Below are 21,379 nucleotides of genomic sequence, written 5' to 3' on the forward strand. Positions count from 1 at the left end.
TAGTATTGAAATAGACGTTTATTTATTTGACTCAATCTCTTGCGGTAAAATTAAGTTTAGTAGAATACCTGCCAATGCTGCTAATGCCATCCCTTCAATTTCTAAATTTATACCTATACCATTCAGATTGAAGACTAGGTTGCCAATACCTATAACTAATATGACTGATGCGATGACTAGATTTCGGTTACTTGCAAAATCAACTTCACTTTCTACAAGCATTCGCAGACCACTTGCTGCAATAATTCCGAAAAGTAATATCGATACACCTCCCATAACAGGGGTTGGTATAGATGAAACTAATGCTGTGAATTTGCCTACAAAACCTAATATTATAGCGATGACTGCAGCACCTCCAATAACATATATACTATAAATTTTCGTGATAGCTAAAACACCTATATTTTCTCCGTATGTTGTACTTGGTGGGCCACCTATAATACTTGCAAACATCGTTGACACTCCGTCACCAATAATTGATTTGTCTAATCCTGGATCCTTAAAGAAATTTCTTCCTACGATTTTGTTAATCACCATTTGATGTCCAATGTGCTCACTAACTGTCACAAAAACGATTGGTATTAAGACAAGTACTAAACCTAGATGAAATGATGGTGTGTAATCTTTAAATGGTAGGTACACTTCTGGAAGTTGCAGCCATTTTGCTTCAGCTACAGGTTTAAAATTAACAAGCCCCATAAATATTGACACAATGTACCCCGTTATAATGCCGATTAATACAGGTATAAGGGACAAGAAACCTTTAAAGTATCCTTGAACTATAATCGTCACCAGCAGCGTAATCATTGCTACTACTAAATAACTTAAGTTATAGCCTTTCATATCTCCTGAATTTTCAAACATCGCCATATTGACTGCAGTAGGAGCCAGACTCAAACCAATCACCATAATAACTGGTCCAACAACAACCGGGGGAAGTAAGTGCATAAGCCACCCTGTTCCACTTAACCTAATAGCTAATCCAATAAGCACATACATCACTCCGCTCATAAACAATGCTACTAACATGTCACCTAAGCTATGTGAATTCAATCCAGTTATGATTGGTGTGATAAATGCGAAACTTGAACCTAAATATGCGGGTATTTTCGCTTGTGTAATTAATATATATAATAATGTCCCTATCCCTGATGCTAGTAAAGCAGATGATATCGGTAATCCAGTTAAAAATGGTACGAGGACAGTCGATCCAAACATTGCAAATAAATGTTGAGTGCTTAGAAATGCCCATTGTCCTAACTTAGGTTTATCTCGTACATCTAATACTGGTTTAGCTGTCCGTTCAAACATTGTTTCATTTTCCATGACTTTCCGCTTCCTCTCATAAAAAAAGTCCCTTTACATTGTTTTCATGTAAAGAGACTTAAAAAGTAACTATCCTCAAATCAAAATTCAGCTTGTCCAAACAACATTACGACTTAAATCGTTAGCATTGCTGTTTGAATACTTAGCTTAAATTAAGTTCAGATGATATGGAGAGAATCTATAGTATATGTTTTTATAATATAACTATATTTTGAAGTGTGGCTTCCTAGAAACTTGCCTTTGACTTCCACATGATTCTCTTCCCTTTTTCAGTCTCTCGTACTGAATTAAAAGGTGTTGATTTATTCAATTACAACTGCATTTCTACTATCTATTTCACTAAGAAAAACCGAGACAGCTTCTTCTCTAGCGGTCGGTATATTTTTACCAACAAAGTCTGCGCGTATTGGAAGCTCCCTATGTCCACGATCAATAAGCGTTGCTAATCCTATTTTACTAGGTCTTGCATATTGAAGTACTGCATCAAGCGATGCTCTAACTGTACGCCCAGTATATAGAACATCATCCACAATAATCACGACTTGATTTGTTATATTGACATCAATTTCATACGTCTGTTCTGCAACTTGATCTATTGTCTGTTCTAAATCATCTCTAAATTGTGTAATATCAATCGTACCTGTTGGGACAGTTATTTCCTCAATTTGTTCAATTTTTTGTTGGATACGTCGTGCTAAAAATGCCCCTCTTGTTTTAATGCCTAATAAAATTAATTCATCAGTACCTTTGTTGTATTCTAAGATTTCGTGTGCAATACGTGTAACGGTTCTTTGTATTGCTGCTTCATCCATAATTACGCGTTCTGACATTTTGGGCACCTACCTTAATCTTAATGATATTAAAAAACCTCACATCTTCAGAAGACATGAGGTAGCGTAATAAAATATTACAAACAAAATGTAGAGACATATCTAAAACTTAGATGATTTCTCCATCATAACCATTTTTGTACTTGTGATTATGACTTTTATCGCGTTTTACGAAAAACTACGATGGCTTTAGCTATTGTTATAACTTAAATACTTTGTTTGTATATTCTATTTTCATTACATGTCTTCGAAGCCTCTCTGGACTTTCAATTAAAGACGTTCGTTCTTTATTAAACTGTCATTATATTATCATGAATAACATATCGTTGCAAGTCTATATTAGAATATCGTTCGTTTTATAAAAGCGATCGTTTGCCTTTAAATCATTTTTTCACTTCTAGTCATCCTTGTTGGGGTGAGATAACGAAATCTAATTAATAAAATTAGATTTCTGTTCCAATCCCATTTATATATCATGGTATTATCTAAAATTCACGATATAACTTAGCAAAGCATTATTAATTATCAGATTTACGAATATCATTTAAGAGTTGCTCAAATTCCTCTGGTAAAGGTGCTGTCTTTTCAATATACGCTTGTGTAACTGGATGTTCAAAACCGATTACTGCAGCATGCAATGCTTGACCACCAATATCTAATGTTTTTTTCTGACCATATTTGGGATCTCCTACTAAAGGGTAACCAATGTATTTCATATGCACACGAATTTGGTGAGTACGGCCTGTTTCTAACTGACATTCTATTAACGTATATTTATTAAAATGTTCTAATACATTAAAGTGAGTAATCGCGTCTTTACCATCATCAACTACAGCCATAGATTGGCGGTCATTCTTATTTCTACCAATAGGTGCATCAACAGTACCATAATCATGTGGAATGTTACCATGTACCAATGCAATATATTTACGCGTTACTGATTTATCTATCAACTGTTCTACTAAACTACGATGTGCAACATCATTTTTTGCAATCATTAATAACCCGGAAGTGTCTTTGTCAATACGATGTACAATTCCTGGACGTATCTCTCCGTTTATACCAGATAAGTCTTTCATTTGATACATTAGTCCATTTACTAATGTACCCGTATAATGACCTGCTGATGGATGTACTACCATACCTTTAGGTTTATATACAATTGCGACATCATCGTCTTCATAATAAAAATTCAGATTAAGATTTTCTGGTTTAATATCTGCCTCAACAATTTCTTTCTCAGTTACTATAATTTTATCATTTGACTTAGTTTTATAATTGGATTTTATCACTTTACCATTGACTTTAACCAGGCCTTCTTTAATCCAATCTTGCATTTGAGTACGTGACCATTCAGTATTAAATTCAGGCAATAATTTATCTATTCGTTGTCCTACATTAGCTGGGTCATCTATATTAAACTCATGAAATTCCATACACTATCTCTCCTATTCTTCTGTCCTCATATCCCTTAATAATGCGATTATTACTAAAACGACGCCTATAGTTAAACTAGAATCAGCTACGTTAAATATTGGAAAATTATAACTAAATATATAAGTATCAACAAAGTCTACAACTTCACCATTTAATACACGATCAATAAAGTTACCTAAAGCACCAGCAAACAATAAACTTATAGCAATTTGCATTAACAAATTATGCTTCGCTTCTTTTATAAAAAAGACAATGAGTATGATCAGAATAATGACAGTTATAATATAGAAAAAAGCCATCTTTCCACTTAAAATCCCCCATGCTGCACCATTATTTCTATGTGAAGTGATACTCAAAAAATTAGGGATTACTTCAAATGAGTCACCAATTTGCATTGTTTTAGTTATTATAAATTTTGTGATTTGATCTAATATAAGTATAACAATTGTTATAAATATAGAAATACCAATATAGTACTGACGTTTCATGTCTGTACCTCCTATTTGTTCTTCGTGCGGTCGCTTTTTACAACAACTCTCATTATATCCTAATCAAACTTATAAAAAAAGTTACAGTTCAAATAATAAGTTGATTTTTTAAAATGTTATTAAAATAGACATTATTCTAGAGTACGGAATAATAATTAAACCTAAATTGAATACCATCAGGTCCAGCTAATAATTTATGTGTTGTTTCTGGAAAATGAAAATCTACACACGCTAAACCATAAGTTCTATGATTTTCTATACGTTTTACACTTGATAACCAATTATTCACTACGAGATGTTGGTGATAACCATTTGAAGCTAAATAAACCGCACTGTCAGTTTCTATAGAAGAAGGTACCAAACCAAAGTAATTTTTATAATATTGCTTAACTCTATTTAATCGAATTGTTTTTAAATTTATATATCCAATAATACTTTCATCAGGAATACCTTGCCACTTCTTATCTGAGACATAAGTTAGTAATTTAGGTACATTTAATGGTTTTGTTTCTAAAACTGCTTTTTCATTTTCAATAGACCATTCATCAATGGGATTATCTACATAAAACTCCAAGCCGTTTCCTTCCGTATCTTCTAAATATAATGAAGTTGAAATGTCGTGTTCGCCACCATTGATAGGTATTTTATATTCACTGAATTGCACAAGCAAGTCTGCTAAGTCTGTTTTAGATGGTAATTTTATCGCTAAGTGAAATAAACCTGCTTCTGAAACAAGAGGTTCTCTTCCCATATTGATTTGATTAAGTGTCATGAAGTGATTCAGATTACCAACCTCATATTGAATTGTAGAATATGATTCATTTACTACATTTAATCCAATAATATCTCCATAAAATTTTTTCATTTCATCTTTATCTCTTACATTTAATATAATGCCATTTACAAAATGGGCACTTTCGTTATGGAACATATTTAACACCTTTCTAATTGCTTATTGCATCCATTATATCTGATTTATTTAATTTTAAATTTTAATATGCTCATTTTAATCTTACTTTTGGATTCGTGAAATAACTCGTTTCATTTTTATATTAGCGAAAAGAAAACCTGGGACATCGTACTGATGTCTCAGGTTTTTCAAAAATATTAGTCATAACTTGTTTTAATGTAAAAATACATATCGCACTTTTTATAATTCTATTTAAATACATCAGAACAAAACCGTTTAATATTTTATGAATAACGTATTTGCCATGTTCTTACTTTAACATTTATCAATATTTAAACAAGTGTTTTAACTACTGCTTGACAACGTGGACATAGGTTATCTAATTCACCTACTGAACCCAATGATTCACTATAGTTCCAACAACGTTCACACTTTTCTCCGTGAGCATGTTCAATGTGGATATCACCATATTGATATGATTCTCCATTTTCAACTTTATCAACTACCTCCGCTTGTGAAGTAATAAATAATTGTTGTAGGTCAGAGAATTGTTGTAAAAATGTAGTCGCATCAAAGTTATCATTGCTACCGATTACCACTTTGGCTTCTAATGATTTACCAATTACTTTTTCATTACGCGCAACTTCTAAAGCACGGTTCACATCGTCACGCAATTTCATAAATGTATTCCATTTTTCCATGAATTCAGCATCAACTGCTACACGTTCAGGCATACGTGTTAAATGAACACTTTCTTCCTCTACATGTGGGATATGTGACCACACTTCTTCAGACGTATGCGCTAGGATAGGCGCTAATAATTTTGTCATGTCTACTACAATTTGGTACAACACTGTTTGCATACTGCGACGTTTATGTGCATTCTGCTCTTCAATGTACAAGATATCTTTACCGTAATCTAAATAGAAATTACTTAATTCAACGTTAATGAAATTTTGTAATTCTTGATATATATCTAAATAATCATAATTATCGTAATTGTCTAGCGTATTCGCAGTAAATTCACGTAATCTATTTAATAAATATTTATCTACTTCTAATAGCTCAGATTCTGCAATTGCATCTGTTGAAGGATTATAATCATTTAAATTACCTAACATAAATCTTAAGGTATTTCTAATTTTACGATATACATCAGAAGTTTGTTTTAAAATTTCATCAGAAATACGCACATCTGATAAATAATCTACACTACTTACCCAAAGACGCGCAATATCTGCACCTTTTTGTTTGACGATTTGATCAGGTACAATGACATTACCTAATGATTTACTCATCTTTTTACCTTCACCATCCATCACAAATCCATGTGAAAGTAACATTTTATATGGTGAAATTCCTCTCGTAGCAACAGAAGTTGTAATTGAAGAGTTAAACCAACCACGGTACTGGTCACTACCTTCTAGATATAAATCAGCAGGATATGAAAGTTCCGGACGTTCTTCTAATACACCACGGTGTGATGATCCAGAATCGAACCAAACGTCCATGATATCTGTTTCTTTTGTAAACACACCATTTGGACTGCTTGGATGTGTGAACCCTTCAGGTAGTAACTCTGCAGCTTCTCGCTCAAACCATACATTTGAACCATGTTCTTGGAATAAATCTGCAACATGATTAACAGTTTCCTTAGTCATAATAATATCGCCATTTTCCGCATAAAATACTGGTAATGGTACACCCCAAACACGTTGACGTGATATAACCCATTCGCCACGATCTCTTACCATGTTATAAATACGAGTTCTACCCCAATCAACCTTGAAGTGTGTATCTTCGATTGCATCTAAAATATCTTGACGTACTTTATCAATAGAGGCAAACCATTGTGGTGTTGCACGGAAAATAACAGGTTTTTTAGTACGCCAATCATGTGGGTAACTATGAGTAATAAATTCTAATTTTAATAATGAACCATTTTCTTTTAATAAATCTGTAATTTCTTTGTTCGCTTTATCGTAGAACATACCTTCAAATTGACCGGCTTCTTCTGTAAATACACCTTTATCATCTACAGGGCTAATAACAGGCAAGTTATATTTTTGACCTACTACAAAGTCGTCTTCCCCATGTCCAGGTGCCGTATGAACACACCCTGTACCAGCATCTGTTGTCACATGTAATCCATTAATCACGAGTGACACACGATCAACAAAAGGATGTTGTGTTTCGATATACTCTAAGTCACTACCTTTGAATTCTTTTTCTAATTCAATGGCATCTTCGTTCCATCCTAATGCTTCAGCAACATTAGCAACTAAGTCTTTACCGATGATATATTTGTCACCATTCACATTATATTGACCATAAATTAAATCTGGGTGTACTGTGATCGCAACATTCGATGGTAATGTCCAAGGTGTAGTAGTCCAAATAACGAATTTTGCATCTTCATCAACAATACCTTTGCTATCTTTAACATCAAATGCTACATAAATAGATGGCGAACGCTTATCTTGATATTCAATTTCTGCTTCAGCAAGCGATGATTCACTAGATGGTGACCAATAAACTGGTTTTTTACCTTTGTAAATAAGACCTTTATCAGCCATTTCACCAAATAAACGAATTTGTGCAGCTTCATATTCCGGTTTTAATGTAATATATGGATCAGCAAAATCTCCTTTAACACCAAGGCGTTTAAAATCTTTTTTTTGATTTTCTATTTGTTCTAACGCAAATGCTTCACATTTTCTTCTAAATTCAGCAATTGATAATTCTTTACGCTTAACACCTTTTTTAGTAAGCGCTTGTTCAATTGGTAACCCATGTGTATCCCAACCAGGAACATATGGTGTATAGAAACCTTGCATTGTTTTATAACGCGTAATAAAATCCTTCAAAATTTTATTTAACGCATGTCCCATATGTAAGTTACCATTTGCATATGGTGGACCATCATGTAAAATATAATGTTCGTTATCTTTATTTTTGTCTAATGCTTTTTGATAAATATCATTAGCATCCCATTCTTCTTGGATTTTTGGCTCTTTATTCGGTAATCCTCCACGCATTGGAAAATTCGTTTTCGGCATTAATAACGTATCTTTGTAGTCCATTTCCTACACTCCTTATTACAATATTCTGACTTGTTTAGTATTTAACAATAAAAAGAACTCTAAGTTCAATTAACAGGGACGATATATACCGCGTTACCACCCTGATTAACTCAACTTAGAGTTCTCTCATTGCATGTTATTCAGTTAAAACTACAGTGATATAAGAAACAAATATATATTAGGCTCACACTATCCCTAACTCGCTTGAATATATCGACTGTTTCTTACGCGTCTGCTGTTTATTGTTTATTATTCTCATTATCTGTTGAACCGCTGTTATCTGTTGCTTCTGCATCCGCCTCTACCGTACTATCTGCTTCAGCTTTTGCTTTCATCGCTTTTTCTTCTTCAGTTAATTCATTTTCATTTAAATGATTAATATTCTCTTGTGTTACTTGTTCAGAATCAAGGTCATAATTTAATAAATAATCCCAATCATCATTTTTAAGTAAATCTAACTGTGCTTCTACTAACATACGGAAACGAGATCTAAATATTTTAGATTGGCGTTTCATATCTTCTGTTTGGAAAGAAAGGCGGCGAGCTTTTTCAACTGCATCATTGACAATACGATCTGCTTCGCTTTTTGCTTTAGCAATTGTTGCCTCTGCATCTTTATTGGCTGCTGCTTTCGTCTCTTCTCCAGCTTGTTTCGCTTGAACTAATGCATCGCTCACAGATTGATGCACATCTTTATAAGATTGAATATTTGTTTCTTTATCTTCGACAACTTTTTCTAGTTGTGCTTTATCTTCTTTTAAACGTTCAATTTCATTACTGAGCTGTTCTAGATAACTTTCAACTTCAGTTGGTTCAAAACCCGTTTTCACACGAGTAAAGGATTTGTTTTTTATTTCACTTGGTGTAAAAGCCATGCGTCATTATCCTCCTTCTATCATACACTATTTTGTAATTTCATTAAATATCATAAATAAAATTTCATCTTATATGGTATCATTGCTTATTTTAGTCGTTAAAATTCGGTTGTTCTACACTTTATAAGTATAACTTATTTAAATAAAGTTTTGTAGGAAATTCGTACTTTATCTTTTTTTGTTTTTCCACCAATATCAGTAATCATTGCTCTGCCATAACCTTGAATAGATAGTAAGTCTCCTTTATCCAGTTGGAAATCTGCAGAATCAATAATCGTATGATTAACTTTAACACGTTTCTTTTCGATTAACTGTTTGCTAATGGAACGAGATTTACGAATCATTTCTTTTAGAACGACATCTAAACGTAAACCAGTTACGGTTGTTTCGGATGAGTGCCAGTTCTCTACTGATTGTATCATATCTTTTATTGGTAGCGCATTTAGTTTAACTGTCGCGCCTTTAATTTTATTTAATTCCAATATAATATATGATTCTAATTGCTTTGTCAAAGTAAATTGTATGCGATTATCTACAACAATATCACCTAATTGGTCTCTTTCGATTCCCAATGACATAATTGTGCCCAAGACATGTTGGTGTTGAAGTGTGACAAATTTTTGAGGATAATCGATTTCAAAAAGAATGATTTCAAAATCTTCCACCTCAGGTTGAAAGTAATCTGGTGCTATGATGGCTCTTTGTCTCTCAGCATATGGCCCACCATAAAAAGTAACTTCTAAATCTTGAAAACTACCAACTACAACATTTAATATATATTGGCCTCTGGGATCTAAAAAGGAAGTTAATACTGGTGCAAACTGGTCGTTGGCACGATAACACTTATCGATGAGTTGATCGATTAATTCATGTTCTTCTTTTCTAAAATGTTGATAAATATCGATGTGATTTCACTCCAAATATAAGTTAAAGCACCTCGCGTTTTTAACGTTAGGTGCTTAACATTTATTTTATAATTTATTCAAATATCATTTTATCCTCAATACAAAACTTACACTAAATAATTTAAAATTAAATTAAAAATATTTTCTAAACCAGTTCGGAATAATACAAGTACAATTATTGCAACAATGGATGAAATATCAATCATGCCAATAGGTGGAATAATTTTACGGAATGGTTCTAAAAACGGTTCATACAATTTTGATAAAAATTGACCGAATTTATTTTCACGTGCGCCTGGAAGCCATGACATAAAGAAATATACAATCATCCCAAAGTAATAAATTTGAACCAAGAATAAAATAAATTGAAATATATTTGCTAATAAACCTATATCCATGAATGTTTACCTCTATTCACCTTGGTATTCCATATTTTCGATTTGGTCTGTTATGCTTCCTGCAACTTCAACATTATCTGGCGTACATAAGAATATGTCAGAACCTACACGTTGAATGTCTCCACCAATTGCATAAACGGTACCACTTAGAAAATCGATAATTCTTTTTGCAGATACTTTATCAATACGTTGTAAGTTCACTAAAGTTGCTCTGCGATTTTTTAATTCGTCCGCAATGTCTTGAGTATCTGAAAAGACGCGTGGTTCAAATAAACACATTTTAGAACTTTCTTGCGTAAAACCATAATTGTTTTGATCTTGATTATTCATGTTCACAACGTTCCTATTATTATTTTTAGGTGCACTGTTATTCATTTGATACTTCCTTTCCCCGGTTGATTGTTGTAATCTTGTTGGTTGTTTTTTGGGTACGGACTGTATGCGTTGTCTTTCTGTATTGTCATTTTGTTGATTATTATAATTTGTTTGAGACTGCGCTTGTTGTCTATCTTGTTCTTCTTCAGGTGGCGCTTGTAAATCATCGTCTTCCTCTTCAACTACGAAAAAACCACTAAATAAATCTTTTAAAGCCACGGGGCTCACTCCTCTTTTCCTACAAGTTTAGTCCCAATTCTCACAAATGATGCACCTTCTTCGGCTGCTAAATGGTAATCATTACTCATTCCCATTGACAATTCTGTGCATGGTGCATAATTTAAATTGAGCGCTTTAATTTCATCTCTCTTTGCTCTTAATGATTTGAATAAATTTTTAATATACGGTTCATCATCCGTATAAGGTGCCATCGTCATAAGACCAATTATTTCTATGTTTTCATATTGCTCTAAATCCTTAATAAACGTATCTACCTCATCTAAAGCGATACCTTGTTTTGACGTTTCTCCAGAAACGTTGACTTGAACAAAACATTTCACTTTATGTTCAGCTCTTTTATTAATCTCTTTTGCTAATTTCAGACGATCTAAAGCATGAAAATAGTCGATATCGTTAATGACCTCTTTAACTTTTCTTGTTTGTAAAGAACCGATAAAATGCATGACTACATCGTCTGGTAAAGCTGCTTTCTTTTGTTGAAAACCTTCTAAACGATTCTCACCAAAATGTCTAATACCTGCTTGATAAGCATCATTAGCTCGCTCTATTGTAACATATTTTGTCACTGCTATCACGTGCGGGACTGTTGTAATATTACCTTTTTCGCAATGTATTTTCAATTGTTCATTTATTTGCGCTAAACTTTGTTGTACATCCAATTTTTATACACCTCTTAGTTATTGACCAATATAAGCTAACATACGACCTGTATCGCCTTTCTCTACTCTATATGAAAAGAACAAATTTAAATCTTCCGATGTCGCATAATTCGTTATATAAATATTATTTTTCGGAACACCATCATACTCTAACAACATAGCATTCGCCTTTTTTAGGTCTATGCCATGACGATTGTCACCTCTTGTTTCGATATATTGATGAGCATCTATAGGTAATTGCTCAAACTTGCTTTTAATATCATCATTAATTTCATATGAATTTGCAGTTGCTGGTCCAATAACAACGCTTAAGTCGTTCCAATCAAATGGTATACATTTTAACATTTGATTGACAATTTGACCTACTGTGCCACGCCAACCTGCATGAGCTAAGCCTACAAAGTGATGTTTTTCGCTATAAAAATAAATTGGTACACAATCTGCATAACACATAGTTAATAAAATGTCATTTTCAAATGTATACATACCATCTATACCATGTAATCCATTAGAAAGACTATCAATATTAGTACCTTTATCTTTGTTTGTAATTTCAACTACCTTATTTTCATGTGTTTGAATCGGGAAAACCCATTGATTTCTCGGAAACTGAATTACAGAAGCAAGTAACGCTTGGTGCCTCGTTACATTATCTTGATCATCATTAATGTATCTAGCCATATTAAATGCATCTTTCGGGTAATGGCTGTATCCTTCTTCTCTTGTTGTTATACCCAATTTCACATTCTTTAATTGATTATCGTCATATTTTAAAATATGACGATCTTTGATAAATTTCTCTTGCATGCTATAAACCTCCAGCTATTCAACATTTATAAACTATCTAAAGACATTCGGGAGATTCTAAATAATTGAAAACTATATTTTTCTACATAATAATGTAGTTCACAACAAATGATATGCCAACTTCTAAATTCAAAAAAGTCATCAGATCTTTGGACCTGATGACATTTATATATTTTATATTGTCTAAATTATTATTAATTATTATGAAAAACTAACAGAAGAAGAAGTCCATTCGAGATTAACGTCTAGTTCTTCTAGAACGTCTTTCTTCACGATTTCTGATAAAGCTAGGAATATCATCTTCATTTGTAGTATGTGTTCTACCTTCATTTGCACTGTCTGTCGTTTGTGATGCACTAGAAGAGAATGAATCTTCTTTTGCAGTTGTACTTCCAGATGATGCACTGTTGCCAAATCCAGTATTTGAAGCTTTGCGACCTTGAGATGAAGGTTTATCTTCAAATCCAGTAGCAATGACTGTTACTACGATTTCATCTTGTAATTCTGGGTTAATCACAGTACCGAAAATCATATTAACATCTTCATCAGCTGCATCTTGAACAATGTCTGCTGCTTCTTGTGCTTCAAATAATGATAATGACTCTCCACCAGTAATGTTCATTAGCACACCTTGTGCACCTACAATAGAAGTTTCTAATAATGGAGAAGAAATAGCTTTTTTAGCAGCTTCTACAGCACGGTTTTCACCAGAAGATACACCGATACCCATTAATGCAGAACCTTGGTTAGACATAATTGTTTTAACGTCTGCAAAGTCAAGGTTAACTTCACCTGAAACAGCGATTAAGTCTGAAATACCTTGAACACCTTGACGTAATACATTGTCTGCTTCTTTAAATGCTTCCATCATTGGTGTTGACTTATCAACAATATCTAATAAACGGTCGTTAGGGATGACGATTAATGTATCAACAGCAGCTTTCATTGATTCTACACCAGCAGCTGCTTGTGTTTGACGCTTACGGCCTTCAAACCCGAATGGACGTGTAACAACACCAACTGTTAACGCTCCCATTTCTTTTGCAATTTTTGCTACAACTGGAGCAGCACCTGTACCAGTACCGCCGCCCATTCCTGCTGTTACGAATACCATATCAGCACCTTGGATTGCATCTTCAATTTGCTCACGAGATTCTTCGGCAGCTTTTTTACCAATTTCAGGGTTTGCACCAGCGCCTAAACCACGTGTTAATTTTTCACCAATTTGGATTTTAGACTCAGCTTTAGATAAGTTTAAAGCTTGTCCATCCGTATTGATTGAAATAAATTCAACATTATTCATACCATGATCAATCATTCGGTTAACAGCGTTATTTCCGCCGCCCCCTACACCGATGACTTTTAACGTCGCTAAATGATTAAATCCTTGTTCAAATTCTAACATTTAAATTTCCTCCTAGTTTTAGTGGCCAATCAATCGAATAGAGATTTCATAAGTTTCTTGAACTTACTTTCTTCTTTGTCTTGAGGTTTACTTTCTTCTTGTTCTATGTTGTCTTCATGTTCGTATGCCTCAGACGCTTCTGGTTCTTCTATATCAGAAGTTGATGTATGTGGCTCTTCTTGTTTGTTTGATTTCTTTTTGAACCAATCAAATCCGCTTGACTTCGTACTATTTTCTCGATCATTTGATTCTATGACTTCTTCTTCAAATTCTTCACTGTCATGATTATTTATTGTAACATAATCTAGTAATTCGTCGAAAGTAATGCTACTAGAAATCGTTGAAATCGCTGAAGAAAACTCTGGTTTTCTTATGCCCATTTGGGATGGTGTATGAATTCTTACTTTTTCACTTACCATGTCTTGCAGCAATTCTTTAACGCCTAGTAAATTGGCCGAACCACCTGTTACAACGAAACCACCATTTACTTTTGTAAGACCTAACTCTTGTAATACATCAAACACATTAAAGAATATATCTTCCACACGTGCTTCTATCACATCTGCCAAATCTTTTTGAGTAAATTGTGCTTCTTCTTCGCTATTTATTTGATCAATAGTAAACACATCATGATCCGACGCTGAATCAAAGAAAGCGTGACCATATTGATGTTTGATTTTTTCAGCCGTTTCATAAGAAGTATTTAAACCTTTTGCAATATCTTCCGTTATATCTCTACCAGCCATTTCTATAGCATCAGCATCTACAAGCTCTCCTCTTTCGTAAAATGCCAATTGTGTTATATCCTCACCAATGTCAATAATGCATGCGCCAAGTTCTTTCTCAGTTGCCGAAAGTACTGAGCCATAGTTATATGCATCAGAGTATACATCTAATACATCTACACCACAAGATTCTACACATTTAATCATGTTTATTAAAATTGATTTTTGAATCGCAATAACACCAGCTTCAACTTTCAAACTATGTCTTGCAATGAGTTCTTTAGGATCTGACACTTCATTATCGCCATCCACAACAAATTTAATTGGGAAAGCGTTTATTATTTCTGTTTCGGGTACATCATTTTTTTCACGAATACCTTCAAGTACACGCTCAATGTGTGTACCATCTAGTTCAGTATCTTCATAAAATTCAATTTCATTTGACTCATCAAATACCTCAGTTCCGATAATTGGAAGTTTTAAAAATACTTCTTTAACATCGACGCCTGATGCAATAGAGGCTTTTTTGATTGTATCTTTAACCGCTTGTTTTGCGATGTCGAAATCATCAATAAGACCATTTTTTATACCACTTGTGTAGGTCTGTCCTGTACCTATCACATTTATTCCATTGTGAAATTTTTCGCCCACTATCGCTTTAACACTTGACGAACCGATATCTATACTTACATAATAATGCTCTTCCATAGATAGGCACCTCCTGACAATAACTTATTCATGTTCACACTATTAACAGTTTACAATACGTTTTGACGCTTGTGAACTATAAACACATGTATTTGTCTAAATTTTTTAATTATTTTTGTCTGATTCTTTATTTATCTTGTTTAAGGCACTTTGTAACTCGTCTTTCGCCTTATCTTCTTCTGTGTTTCCTTTGTCAACATTTTGATCACTTGTTGATTTAGTAGTACTTCCACCACTATAAGGAATAAAAGAAGCACCAACTGACAAATCAATGTAGCCTGATTTTTTTAAGCTTCCTGATTCATCACGTTCTAACGACTGTGACATTTGCGGATAATACTTCATTTTATTTGCAATAGTATTCAAATTACCCACAATTTGAATCTCATCTGTCGTATATAACTTGATTTGGTTTTGCAAATTTTCTTGCGGGTCATATTGCACTTCGGCGATCATGCTACGCACTTTTGTAGGCATTTTTGCTAATTCTTGTATTATTTTTTCTTTTTTCTCTTTTTTGAATCCTTCAAGGACGGGACCGTCATCTGTTACATTACTTTCTTCATAATTTTCTAATTCTGTTCCATCTTCAAGAATCGGTACATAATTATCTTTCTTTTTAACTAAACCAACGATTTGGCTTTCTGTCACTTTAACCTTCACCTTATTCGGCAATACTTTAGTTACTTCTGCATGCTTTATTAATTTATTCTTTTTTAAATTATTAACAGCTGATGAAGTACTATAGGTATACATTCTAGAGTCATCTTTTACATCTATCGCTTTTTTTATAGAAGCTTTAGATACATTGTCATTACCTTCAATTGTCACCGAGTTGATTTTACTCAATGGCGTGAACATATAAATAAGAATCAGTAAAATAATAAATAGCAAAATACCGAAGATTGCGTATTGGATTTGTTTTTGTTTTTTACGTCGTTTTGCACGTTTCTCTTTTAAATATTCAGAATCAAATTCACTAACTTTATCTGACATTTATTTCACAACCTTTAAAGTGAAGGTAAGTGCGCTTGGAAGCTCTTAATAAACTTATTTCCGCGCTCTTCAAATGTATTGTATTGATCCCAACTTGCACAAGCTGGTGATAATAATACAACGTCATTAGGCTCAATAACTGATTGTACTTTATCGACTGCATCTTCTACATCTGTGGCCTTTATTACATATTTACCTTGATTCTCGCCTAATTTCACAAATTTTTCTTGCGTCTCACCAAAGGTCACCATCACTCTGACGTTATTCATATATGGAATCAATTCATCAAATCCATTGCCTCTGTCTAAACCACCACACAACCAAATAATGGGTTGTTCAAATGAATTTAGAGCAAACTGTGTCGCTAAAGTATTGGTAGCCTTAGAATCATTATAATATTTATTGGTTTTGTTTGAACCTACATATTGAAGTCTATGCTCTATACCAGAAAAAGTTGTCAAACTATCTATTATGGCTCTTACTGAAACCCCTGCTAACAGTGCCGCTAACACAGCTGCGAGTATATTTTCTAAATTGTGTTCACCAGGTAATACTAAGTCATCTTTATGAATAAGTCGGAAACCTTTAAATGTAATATAACCATCTTTTACGTATATACCATCAACCTCTTGTTGTGTAGAAAAGTAATACACTTTTGCTTTTAAGGATTCTGATTCAATCAGGTGACGTTGATGATAATTACATATTAAATAATCCTCTTCAGTTTGATTTTTATATATTTGTTTTTTTGCATTTTGATAATTCTCTAAATTCTCATGATAATCCAAATGTGCAGAATAAATATTTGTAATAATCGATATATGCGGCTTATATTGATCGATACCTAGTAATTGAAATGAAGAGAGTTCAGTTATAAGGTAATCCTCTTCTTCTACTTCTTGTGCCACTTTTGAAGCTACATAACCTATATTGCCAGATAATTTACCAGTAATTCTACTTTTTTTAAACATATCACCTATTAAAGAAGTGACCGTTGTTTTTCCATTTGTTCCAGTCACGCCAATAATGGGCGCTTTGGAAACTAAATAACTTAGTTCTACTTCAGTAAGTATGTGTAATCCTCGACGTTCCGCTTCTTGAATTAACGGAACCGTGTATGGAATACCTGGATTTTTAAAAATGAGGGGTTCATTATCAAGTAAGGAAAATGGATGCGCTCCACCAACAACTTTGACACCCATATTTTCTAAATCGATTGCATGTGCATCTTGGCTTAAATCTTTGCCATCGTTAACAACGACATTTGCACCAAGTTTTTGTAACAATTTCGCAGCTTCATACCCACTTTTTGCTAATCCTATTACTAATACATTTTTATTTTCTAAACCTGTATATTTCAGCAATTTAATTCACTCCAATCCATAAGCCAATAAGACCTGAAATAATACCAACTGTCCAAAATACAGTAACAACTTTTCTCTCATTCCAACCTACTAGCTCAAAGTGGTGATGTAGTGGTGACATTTTGAAAACTCTTTTTCCTGTAAGCTTATATGATGTGACTTGAATCATAACTGATAATGTTTCAGCTACAAATACAAAACCGATAAAAATAAGTGACAATTCTTGATTTAGCATAATTGAAATTGTAGCAAAAATACCGCCTAGAGCTAAACTACCTGTATCTCCCATAAATACCTTAGCGGGATTTAAATTAAAAGGTAAGAATCCAAGTAATGCGAAAATCATGATAATACAAAACAAGCCAATAGAATTTGCACCTTGGATATATGCCATAAGCGCATACATAATAAATCCAATAATAGAAAGCCCAGTAGAAAGTCCATCTAATCCATCTGTTAAATTGACCGCATTAGAAAAACCAACCTGCCAAAATACAATGAAAATTACATATGCAATTGATAATGGTACTTCTAAACCTGTAAATGGAATATGAATTCCCGTTGAAAAGTCTGTTAGATTAAACACTTGGCTTAATATGAAGAAAACAACTGCAATAGCGATTTGAGCAAGGAATTTTTGTTTACTCGTTAATCCTTGATTGTTCTTTTTAACAACAATGATATAGTCATCAATAAAACCAATTAATCCAAAACCAATCGTCACAAACAACAACAATATAATCGGATTTGCATTATCCATAAAAATAATAGCTAATATTGATGTGACAATGATACTAAGTAGGAAAGTTAATCCTCCCATCGTCGGTGTACCTGTTTTTTTCATATGGCTTTGAGGGCCTTCTTCTCTTATACTTTGTCCAAATTTCATTCGCTTTAGTGTTGGTATCAATACAGGGACTAATATAAATGTTATTAGTAGTGCAATGATCGCTAGTAAATAAACCATATTATGCTCCTTTAATATTAAATTGGATTGATATCGTTAATGCTAAGTGCGACTTATAAATTATATGTAACGAGGCAGTAAGTATGTTTCAAATTTCAAAATTATATTTTGTATTCAACATTTAAATTACTACCTCGCATCAATTTTCAAATGATACATTTTAACATGTTTTACCAGTGACGTCAGAAATACAATAAATTTTTATTCACTTTGTTTGTCACTGTTTGAATCTGAGTTATTATCATCTTTTTTATTAGAATCATCTTTGGATGATTCTTTTTCTTTGGATGATGTCGTCGAAGCCTCACCATTAACCGCTTCTGCAGATAACGTCACTTCTACTTTATCTTTTTTATCAACTTTTTGTCCTTTACTAACAGATTGATTAGAAACGAAGCCACTACCTTTTGTAGTTACTTTTGTTTGCGTCAAGGTTTCAAAAGCAATCACTTCTTCTTTAGTCCAACCTGTCATGTCTGGCATAGTTATATCCCCATCTGTCAGTAATAATACCTTACTATTCGGTAGCACTTCTTTATCTGGTGATACTGATTGTTTAACAACTTTATCTCCACTTCCTATGACAATTGGTTCGAGAGACTTACCATTCACCTTATCTTGTGCTTTTTGCGTTTCCTGACCTTGAACATCTGGCACTTTACTATACTTCACATCAGATTTATCTTTAGAGTTTTTATCTCCTACGTTTAAGTATTTCAATGTGTTTTCCATAATAGGTTTAAACGCTTTACTTACACCCATTTCATAAGCTTCTTGGTCATTTTTTTGTGCTAAACTCATACCAGCATACACTATTACTTCTGGATCATCTTTAGGTGCATCACCAATAAAACTTACAAAGTATGGATTTTCCCCTTGAACATAACCACCATTATCAGAGTCAGCAACTTGTGCTGTACCTGTTTTACCTGCTACGTCATAACCATCAATTTGATAGTTTTTAGCATGACTATCTTCACTGTTTACAACTTTGTCTAATTCAGTACGCACTTTCTTAGCAGTGTCTTTCGTAATTGGTTTTCCTGCAAACTCTTTTTTACCCTTATAAAAAGTATCATCAGTAACAGGATTGCTCACGCTATCTACAAACCATGGTTGCAGCATTTTACCTTCATTATTAAAAGCGGATTGCGCTCTTAACATTTGGACTGGTGTTACGGTTGTAGATTGACCAAATGAGGATGTTTTTTGCTGTGCTTCATTATCCCAAGCTATACCGCCCGTAGATTCACCATCAAACATACTCTTAGTAGATTTACCAAAACCAAATTTTTCATACCATTCTTTCATCTTATCTGAGCCAACTAAATCTTGTAAGTGCATCATTAAAGTGTTTGAAGAATACGTGAAACCAGTAGACATTGAGATTTTTCCCCAACCTACTTTATTCCAGTCAGATATTTTAGAGCCCATTACTTCTCTAGGTTCAGCAGTATATTTTTTATCAGGTTTAAATTTACCTTCTTGAATTGCTGCCGCTAGACCATAAGATTTAAAAGTTGACCCTGGTTCATATGTGTTTTGATATAAATCATTTGCCCATTTTTTTCCAAAATCTTTACCAGTTTCTGGATTAAAAGTTGGTCTTTGACTAAATGCCAAGATTTCTCCTGTTTTCGCATCCATCACTACGGCAAACAAATCTTTTGGCTTATAATGTTCAACCATGCCATCTAGCGCTTCTTCAACGAAAACCTGTATATTTGAATCAAGTGTTAAATGTACGTCATCTCCACGTTTAGGCACTTTTTCTTTTTTGGTGTTTGGTGCAATATACCCCCAAATATCATGAATATACGATAAAGCACCTTTTTGTCCTGAAAGATAGCTATCAAATATTTTTTCAACACCTAAAGCACCTTTTAATTCTCCACTATCTGGATCTTTTTGAGCTATACCTATCAAGTGAGATGCAAAGTTTCCATTAGGATAAAATCTTTCAGTTTCTGGATATAACGTCACACCAGGAAGTTTCATTTTTTCAATTTTTTCTTTCTCTTGATACGTTAAATCTGTGCCTTTTTGACCAAATTCAACTTGAAAGGCTTTTTTATTATCTAGTTTTTTCTCAATTTCTTTTGCTGACATACCAATCACTGTCGCAAGTTTTTTTGCAGTTTCTTTTTTGTCTTTTACATGCTTAGGTTTATCGCTGCCTTCGCTTGCTTTTTTATCAACAACTGCCACAACTTTATACCGTTCCACATCTTCCGCTAACACTTTGCCATTTCTGTCATAAATCTTACCTCGTTCTGGTTGCTGCTGACTATTTACTAAGTATTTTTCGTTCGCTTTCATAATTAAATCTTCACCAGAAGAGTGTCCTGTCAACATAATATATGAGTATCTTAAAACCAACGTAAAAAAGAGCAGTCCAAATCCAAGAATGAGTAGGACTGCCCCTATTTTACTTTTTTTAATTGAAAACTTCGGTTTCTTTAATTTAATTCTTCGCTTCGCCATTATTACGCACTACCTTTACATTATCGTTCTTAAGGCTCATTCCATCTTTTTTGGCCTTATCGTAAATGCGTTCATATGAGGAGTTCTTTTTAATTTCAGATTTTATTGCGCTGTTTTCACTAGATTGTTTTTCAATTTTTGTATCTAAATCTGCAATTTTTTCTCGAGTTTCATACGCATCCATTTTTAAAGATAGCATATAAATACTTATTAAAGCAATCACTGTTATAAGTCCTATGTATAACATCTTTTCAAACTTAGTTAGCTTGACAATTACTTTACGCTTAACTGTCTGGGGTTGACTCTGGGGATGAGGCGACGGTTGCGTTTGTGGTATTTGTTGTTCTGCTCCACTATACGGTTGGTATATCTTCTCTACTGCCACTCAAAAATCACT

At 33.4% G+C, this 21,379-nt stretch carries 19 protein-coding genes; all 19 read right to left on the reverse strand.

All coding sequences use genetic code 11. The annotated features are described in order from the left end of the window. Window positions 1-18: 18 nt before the first annotated feature. Window positions 19-1,326 carry a uracil-xanthine permease family protein gene (locus KA814_RS06670; protein ID WP_046208695.1) on the reverse strand — a complete coding sequence of 436 codons (1,308 nt, stop codon included), beginning with the start codon at window positions 1,324-1,326 and terminating at the stop codon, window positions 19-21. Window positions 1,327-1,628: 302 nt separating this feature from the next. Then, window positions 1,629-2,156, reverse strand: coding sequence for a bifunctional pyr operon transcriptional regulator/uracil phosphoribosyltransferase PyrR (gene pyrR / locus KA814_RS06675; RefSeq protein ID WP_064209064.1), 528 nt, complete (start codon window positions 2,154-2,156; stop codon window positions 1,629-1,631). 518 nt (window positions 2,157-2,674) lie between these two features. Continuing rightward, complete coding sequence (locus KA814_RS06680) at window positions 2,675-3,592, reverse strand: RluA family pseudouridine synthase (RefSeq protein WP_064209065.1); 918 nt, start codon at window positions 3,590-3,592, stop codon at window positions 2,675-2,677. 12 nt (window positions 3,593-3,604) lie between these two features. Next, a complete protein-coding gene (lspA, locus tag KA814_RS06685) occupies window positions 3,605-4,081 on the reverse strand; it encodes a signal peptidase II (RefSeq protein WP_064209066.1) in 477 nt (158 codons plus the stop codon). 136 nt (window positions 4,082-4,217) lie between these two features. After that, entirely contained in the window at window positions 4,218-5,012 is a 795-nt protein-coding gene (locus KA814_RS06690) for a VOC family protein (RefSeq protein ID WP_064209067.1), read from the reverse strand. Between the two features lie 311 nt (window positions 5,013-5,323). Next, window positions 5,324-8,074, reverse strand: coding sequence for an isoleucine--tRNA ligase (ileS, locus tag KA814_RS06695; protein ID WP_046208700.1), 2,751 nt, complete (start codon window positions 8,072-8,074; stop codon window positions 5,324-5,326). 239 nt (window positions 8,075-8,313) lie between these two features. After that, window positions 8,314-8,949 carry a DivIVA domain-containing protein gene (locus KA814_RS06700; protein ID WP_064209068.1) on the reverse strand — a complete coding sequence of 212 codons (636 nt, stop codon included), beginning with the start codon at window positions 8,947-8,949 and terminating at the stop codon, window positions 8,314-8,316. A 134-nt stretch (window positions 8,950-9,083) separates the two neighbouring features. After that, a complete protein-coding gene (locus KA814_RS06705; RefSeq protein ID WP_064209069.1) occupies window positions 9,084-9,854 on the reverse strand; it encodes a YlmH family RNA-binding protein in 771 nt (256 codons plus the stop codon). A 107-nt stretch (window positions 9,855-9,961) separates the two neighbouring features. Next, window positions 9,962-10,252: a YggT family protein gene (locus tag KA814_RS06710; protein WP_046208703.1), complete on the reverse strand. Its 291-nt coding sequence runs from the start codon at window positions 10,250-10,252 to the stop codon at window positions 9,962-9,964. Window positions 10,253-10,264: 12 nt separating this feature from the next. After that, the gene (locus tag KA814_RS06715) at window positions 10,265-10,846 is read right to left on the reverse strand and encodes a cell division protein SepF (RefSeq protein ID WP_064209070.1); all 582 of its coding nucleotides are present in this window, start codon (window positions 10,844-10,846) and stop codon (window positions 10,265-10,267) included. Between the two features lie 5 nt (window positions 10,847-10,851). Beyond that, window positions 10,852-11,526, reverse strand: a complete 675-nt coding sequence (locus KA814_RS06720) for a YggS family pyridoxal phosphate-dependent enzyme (protein WP_064209071.1) — start codon at window positions 11,524-11,526, stop codon at window positions 10,852-10,854. Window positions 11,527-11,544: 18 nt separating this feature from the next. Then, complete coding sequence (pgeF, locus tag KA814_RS06725) at window positions 11,545-12,333, reverse strand: peptidoglycan editing factor PgeF (protein WP_064209072.1); 789 nt, start codon at window positions 12,331-12,333, stop codon at window positions 11,545-11,547. A 238-nt stretch (window positions 12,334-12,571) separates the two neighbouring features. After that, complete coding sequence (gene ftsZ / locus KA814_RS06730) at window positions 12,572-13,738, reverse strand: cell division protein FtsZ (protein WP_046208707.1); 1,167 nt, start codon at window positions 13,736-13,738, stop codon at window positions 12,572-12,574. A 29-nt stretch (window positions 13,739-13,767) separates the two neighbouring features. After that, window positions 13,768-15,171 (reverse strand): cell division protein FtsA, encoded by a 1,404-nt coding sequence (ftsA, locus tag KA814_RS06735; RefSeq protein ID WP_064209074.1) that lies wholly within the window; start codon window positions 15,169-15,171, stop codon window positions 13,768-13,770. A 105-nt stretch (window positions 15,172-15,276) separates the two neighbouring features. Beyond that, on the reverse strand, window positions 15,277-16,167 hold the full coding sequence (locus KA814_RS06740; RefSeq protein ID WP_064209075.1) for a cell division protein FtsQ/DivIB: 891 nt from the start codon (window positions 16,165-16,167) through the stop codon (window positions 15,277-15,279). 14 nt (window positions 16,168-16,181) lie between these two features. Next, a complete protein-coding gene (gene murD, locus KA814_RS06745; protein ID WP_064209076.1) occupies window positions 16,182-17,531 on the reverse strand; it encodes a UDP-N-acetylmuramoyl-L-alanine--D-glutamate ligase in 1,350 nt (449 codons plus the stop codon). A 1-nt stretch (window position 17,532) separates the two neighbouring features. Continuing rightward, window positions 17,533-18,498 carry a phospho-N-acetylmuramoyl-pentapeptide-transferase gene (gene mraY / locus KA814_RS06750; protein WP_046208710.1) on the reverse strand — a complete coding sequence of 322 codons (966 nt, stop codon included), beginning with the start codon at window positions 18,496-18,498 and terminating at the stop codon, window positions 17,533-17,535. A gap of 201 nt (window positions 18,499-18,699) precedes the next feature. Further along, window positions 18,700-20,982, reverse strand: coding sequence for a penicillin-binding protein (locus KA814_RS06755; protein ID WP_064209077.1), 2,283 nt, complete (start codon window positions 20,980-20,982; stop codon window positions 18,700-18,702). Further along, window positions 20,963-21,367: a cell division protein FtsL gene (gene ftsL / locus KA814_RS06760; RefSeq protein ID WP_046208712.1), complete on the reverse strand. Its 405-nt coding sequence runs from the start codon at window positions 21,365-21,367 to the stop codon at window positions 20,963-20,965. The genes KA814_RS06755 and ftsL overlap by 20 nt, the downstream gene beginning before the upstream one ends. Window positions 21,368-21,379: the final 12 nt, after the last annotated feature.

This window comes from Staphylococcus sp. GDY8P196P, assembly GCF_017891705.1.
GTDB classification, from domain to species: domain Bacteria; phylum Bacillota; class Bacilli; order Staphylococcales; family Staphylococcaceae; genus Staphylococcus; species Staphylococcus ureilyticus.

What these genes read in the sequence shown, in the direction of transcription:
- lspA (WP_064209066.1), bottom strand. Translation starts at nt 4,081, where the DNA reads ATGAAACGTCAGTACTATATTGGTATTTCTATATTTATAACAATTGTT.
- KA814_RS06710 (WP_046208703.1), bottom strand. Translation starts at nt 10,252, where the DNA reads ATGGATATAGGTTTATTAGCAAATATATTTCAATTTATTTTATTCTTG.
- KA814_RS06690 (WP_064209067.1), bottom strand. Translation starts at nt 5,012, where the DNA reads ATGTTCCATAACGAAAGTGCCCATTTTGTAAATGGCATTATATTAAAT.
- ftsZ (WP_046208707.1), bottom strand. Translation starts at nt 13,738, where the DNA reads ATGTTAGAATTTGAACAAGGATTTAATCATTTAGCGACGTTAAAAGTC.
- KA814_RS06680 (WP_064209065.1), bottom strand. Translation starts at nt 3,592, where the DNA reads ATGGAATTTCATGAGTTTAATATAGATGACCCAGCTAATGTAGGACAA.
- KA814_RS06700 (WP_064209068.1), bottom strand. Translation starts at nt 8,949, where the DNA reads ATGGCTTTTACACCAAGTGAAATAAAAAACAAATCCTTTACTCGTGTG.
- KA814_RS06740 (WP_064209075.1), bottom strand. Translation starts at nt 16,167, where the DNA reads ATGTCAGATAAAGTTAGTGAATTTGATTCTGAATATTTAAAAGAGAAA.
- pgeF (WP_064209072.1), bottom strand. Translation starts at nt 12,333, where the DNA reads ATGCAAGAGAAATTTATCAAAGATCGTCATATTTTAAAATATGACGAT.
- mraY (WP_046208710.1), bottom strand. Translation starts at nt 18,498, where the DNA reads ATGGTTTATTTACTAGCGATCATTGCACTACTAATAACATTTATATTA.
- KA814_RS06670 (WP_046208695.1), bottom strand. Translation starts at nt 1,326, where the DNA reads ATGGAAAATGAAACAATGTTTGAACGGACAGCTAAACCAGTATTAGAT.
- ftsA (WP_064209074.1), bottom strand. Translation starts at nt 15,171, where the DNA reads ATGGAAGAGCATTATTATGTAAGTATAGATATCGGTTCGTCAAGTGTT.
- pyrR (WP_064209064.1), bottom strand. Translation starts at nt 2,156, where the DNA reads ATGTCAGAACGCGTAATTATGGATGAAGCAGCAATACAAAGAACCGTT.
- KA814_RS06755 (WP_064209077.1), bottom strand. Translation starts at nt 20,982, where the DNA reads ATGGCGAAGCGAAGAATTAAATTAAAGAAACCGAAGTTTTCAATTAAA.
- ileS (WP_046208700.1), bottom strand. Translation starts at nt 8,074, where the DNA reads ATGGACTACAAAGATACGTTATTAATGCCGAAAACGAATTTTCCAATG.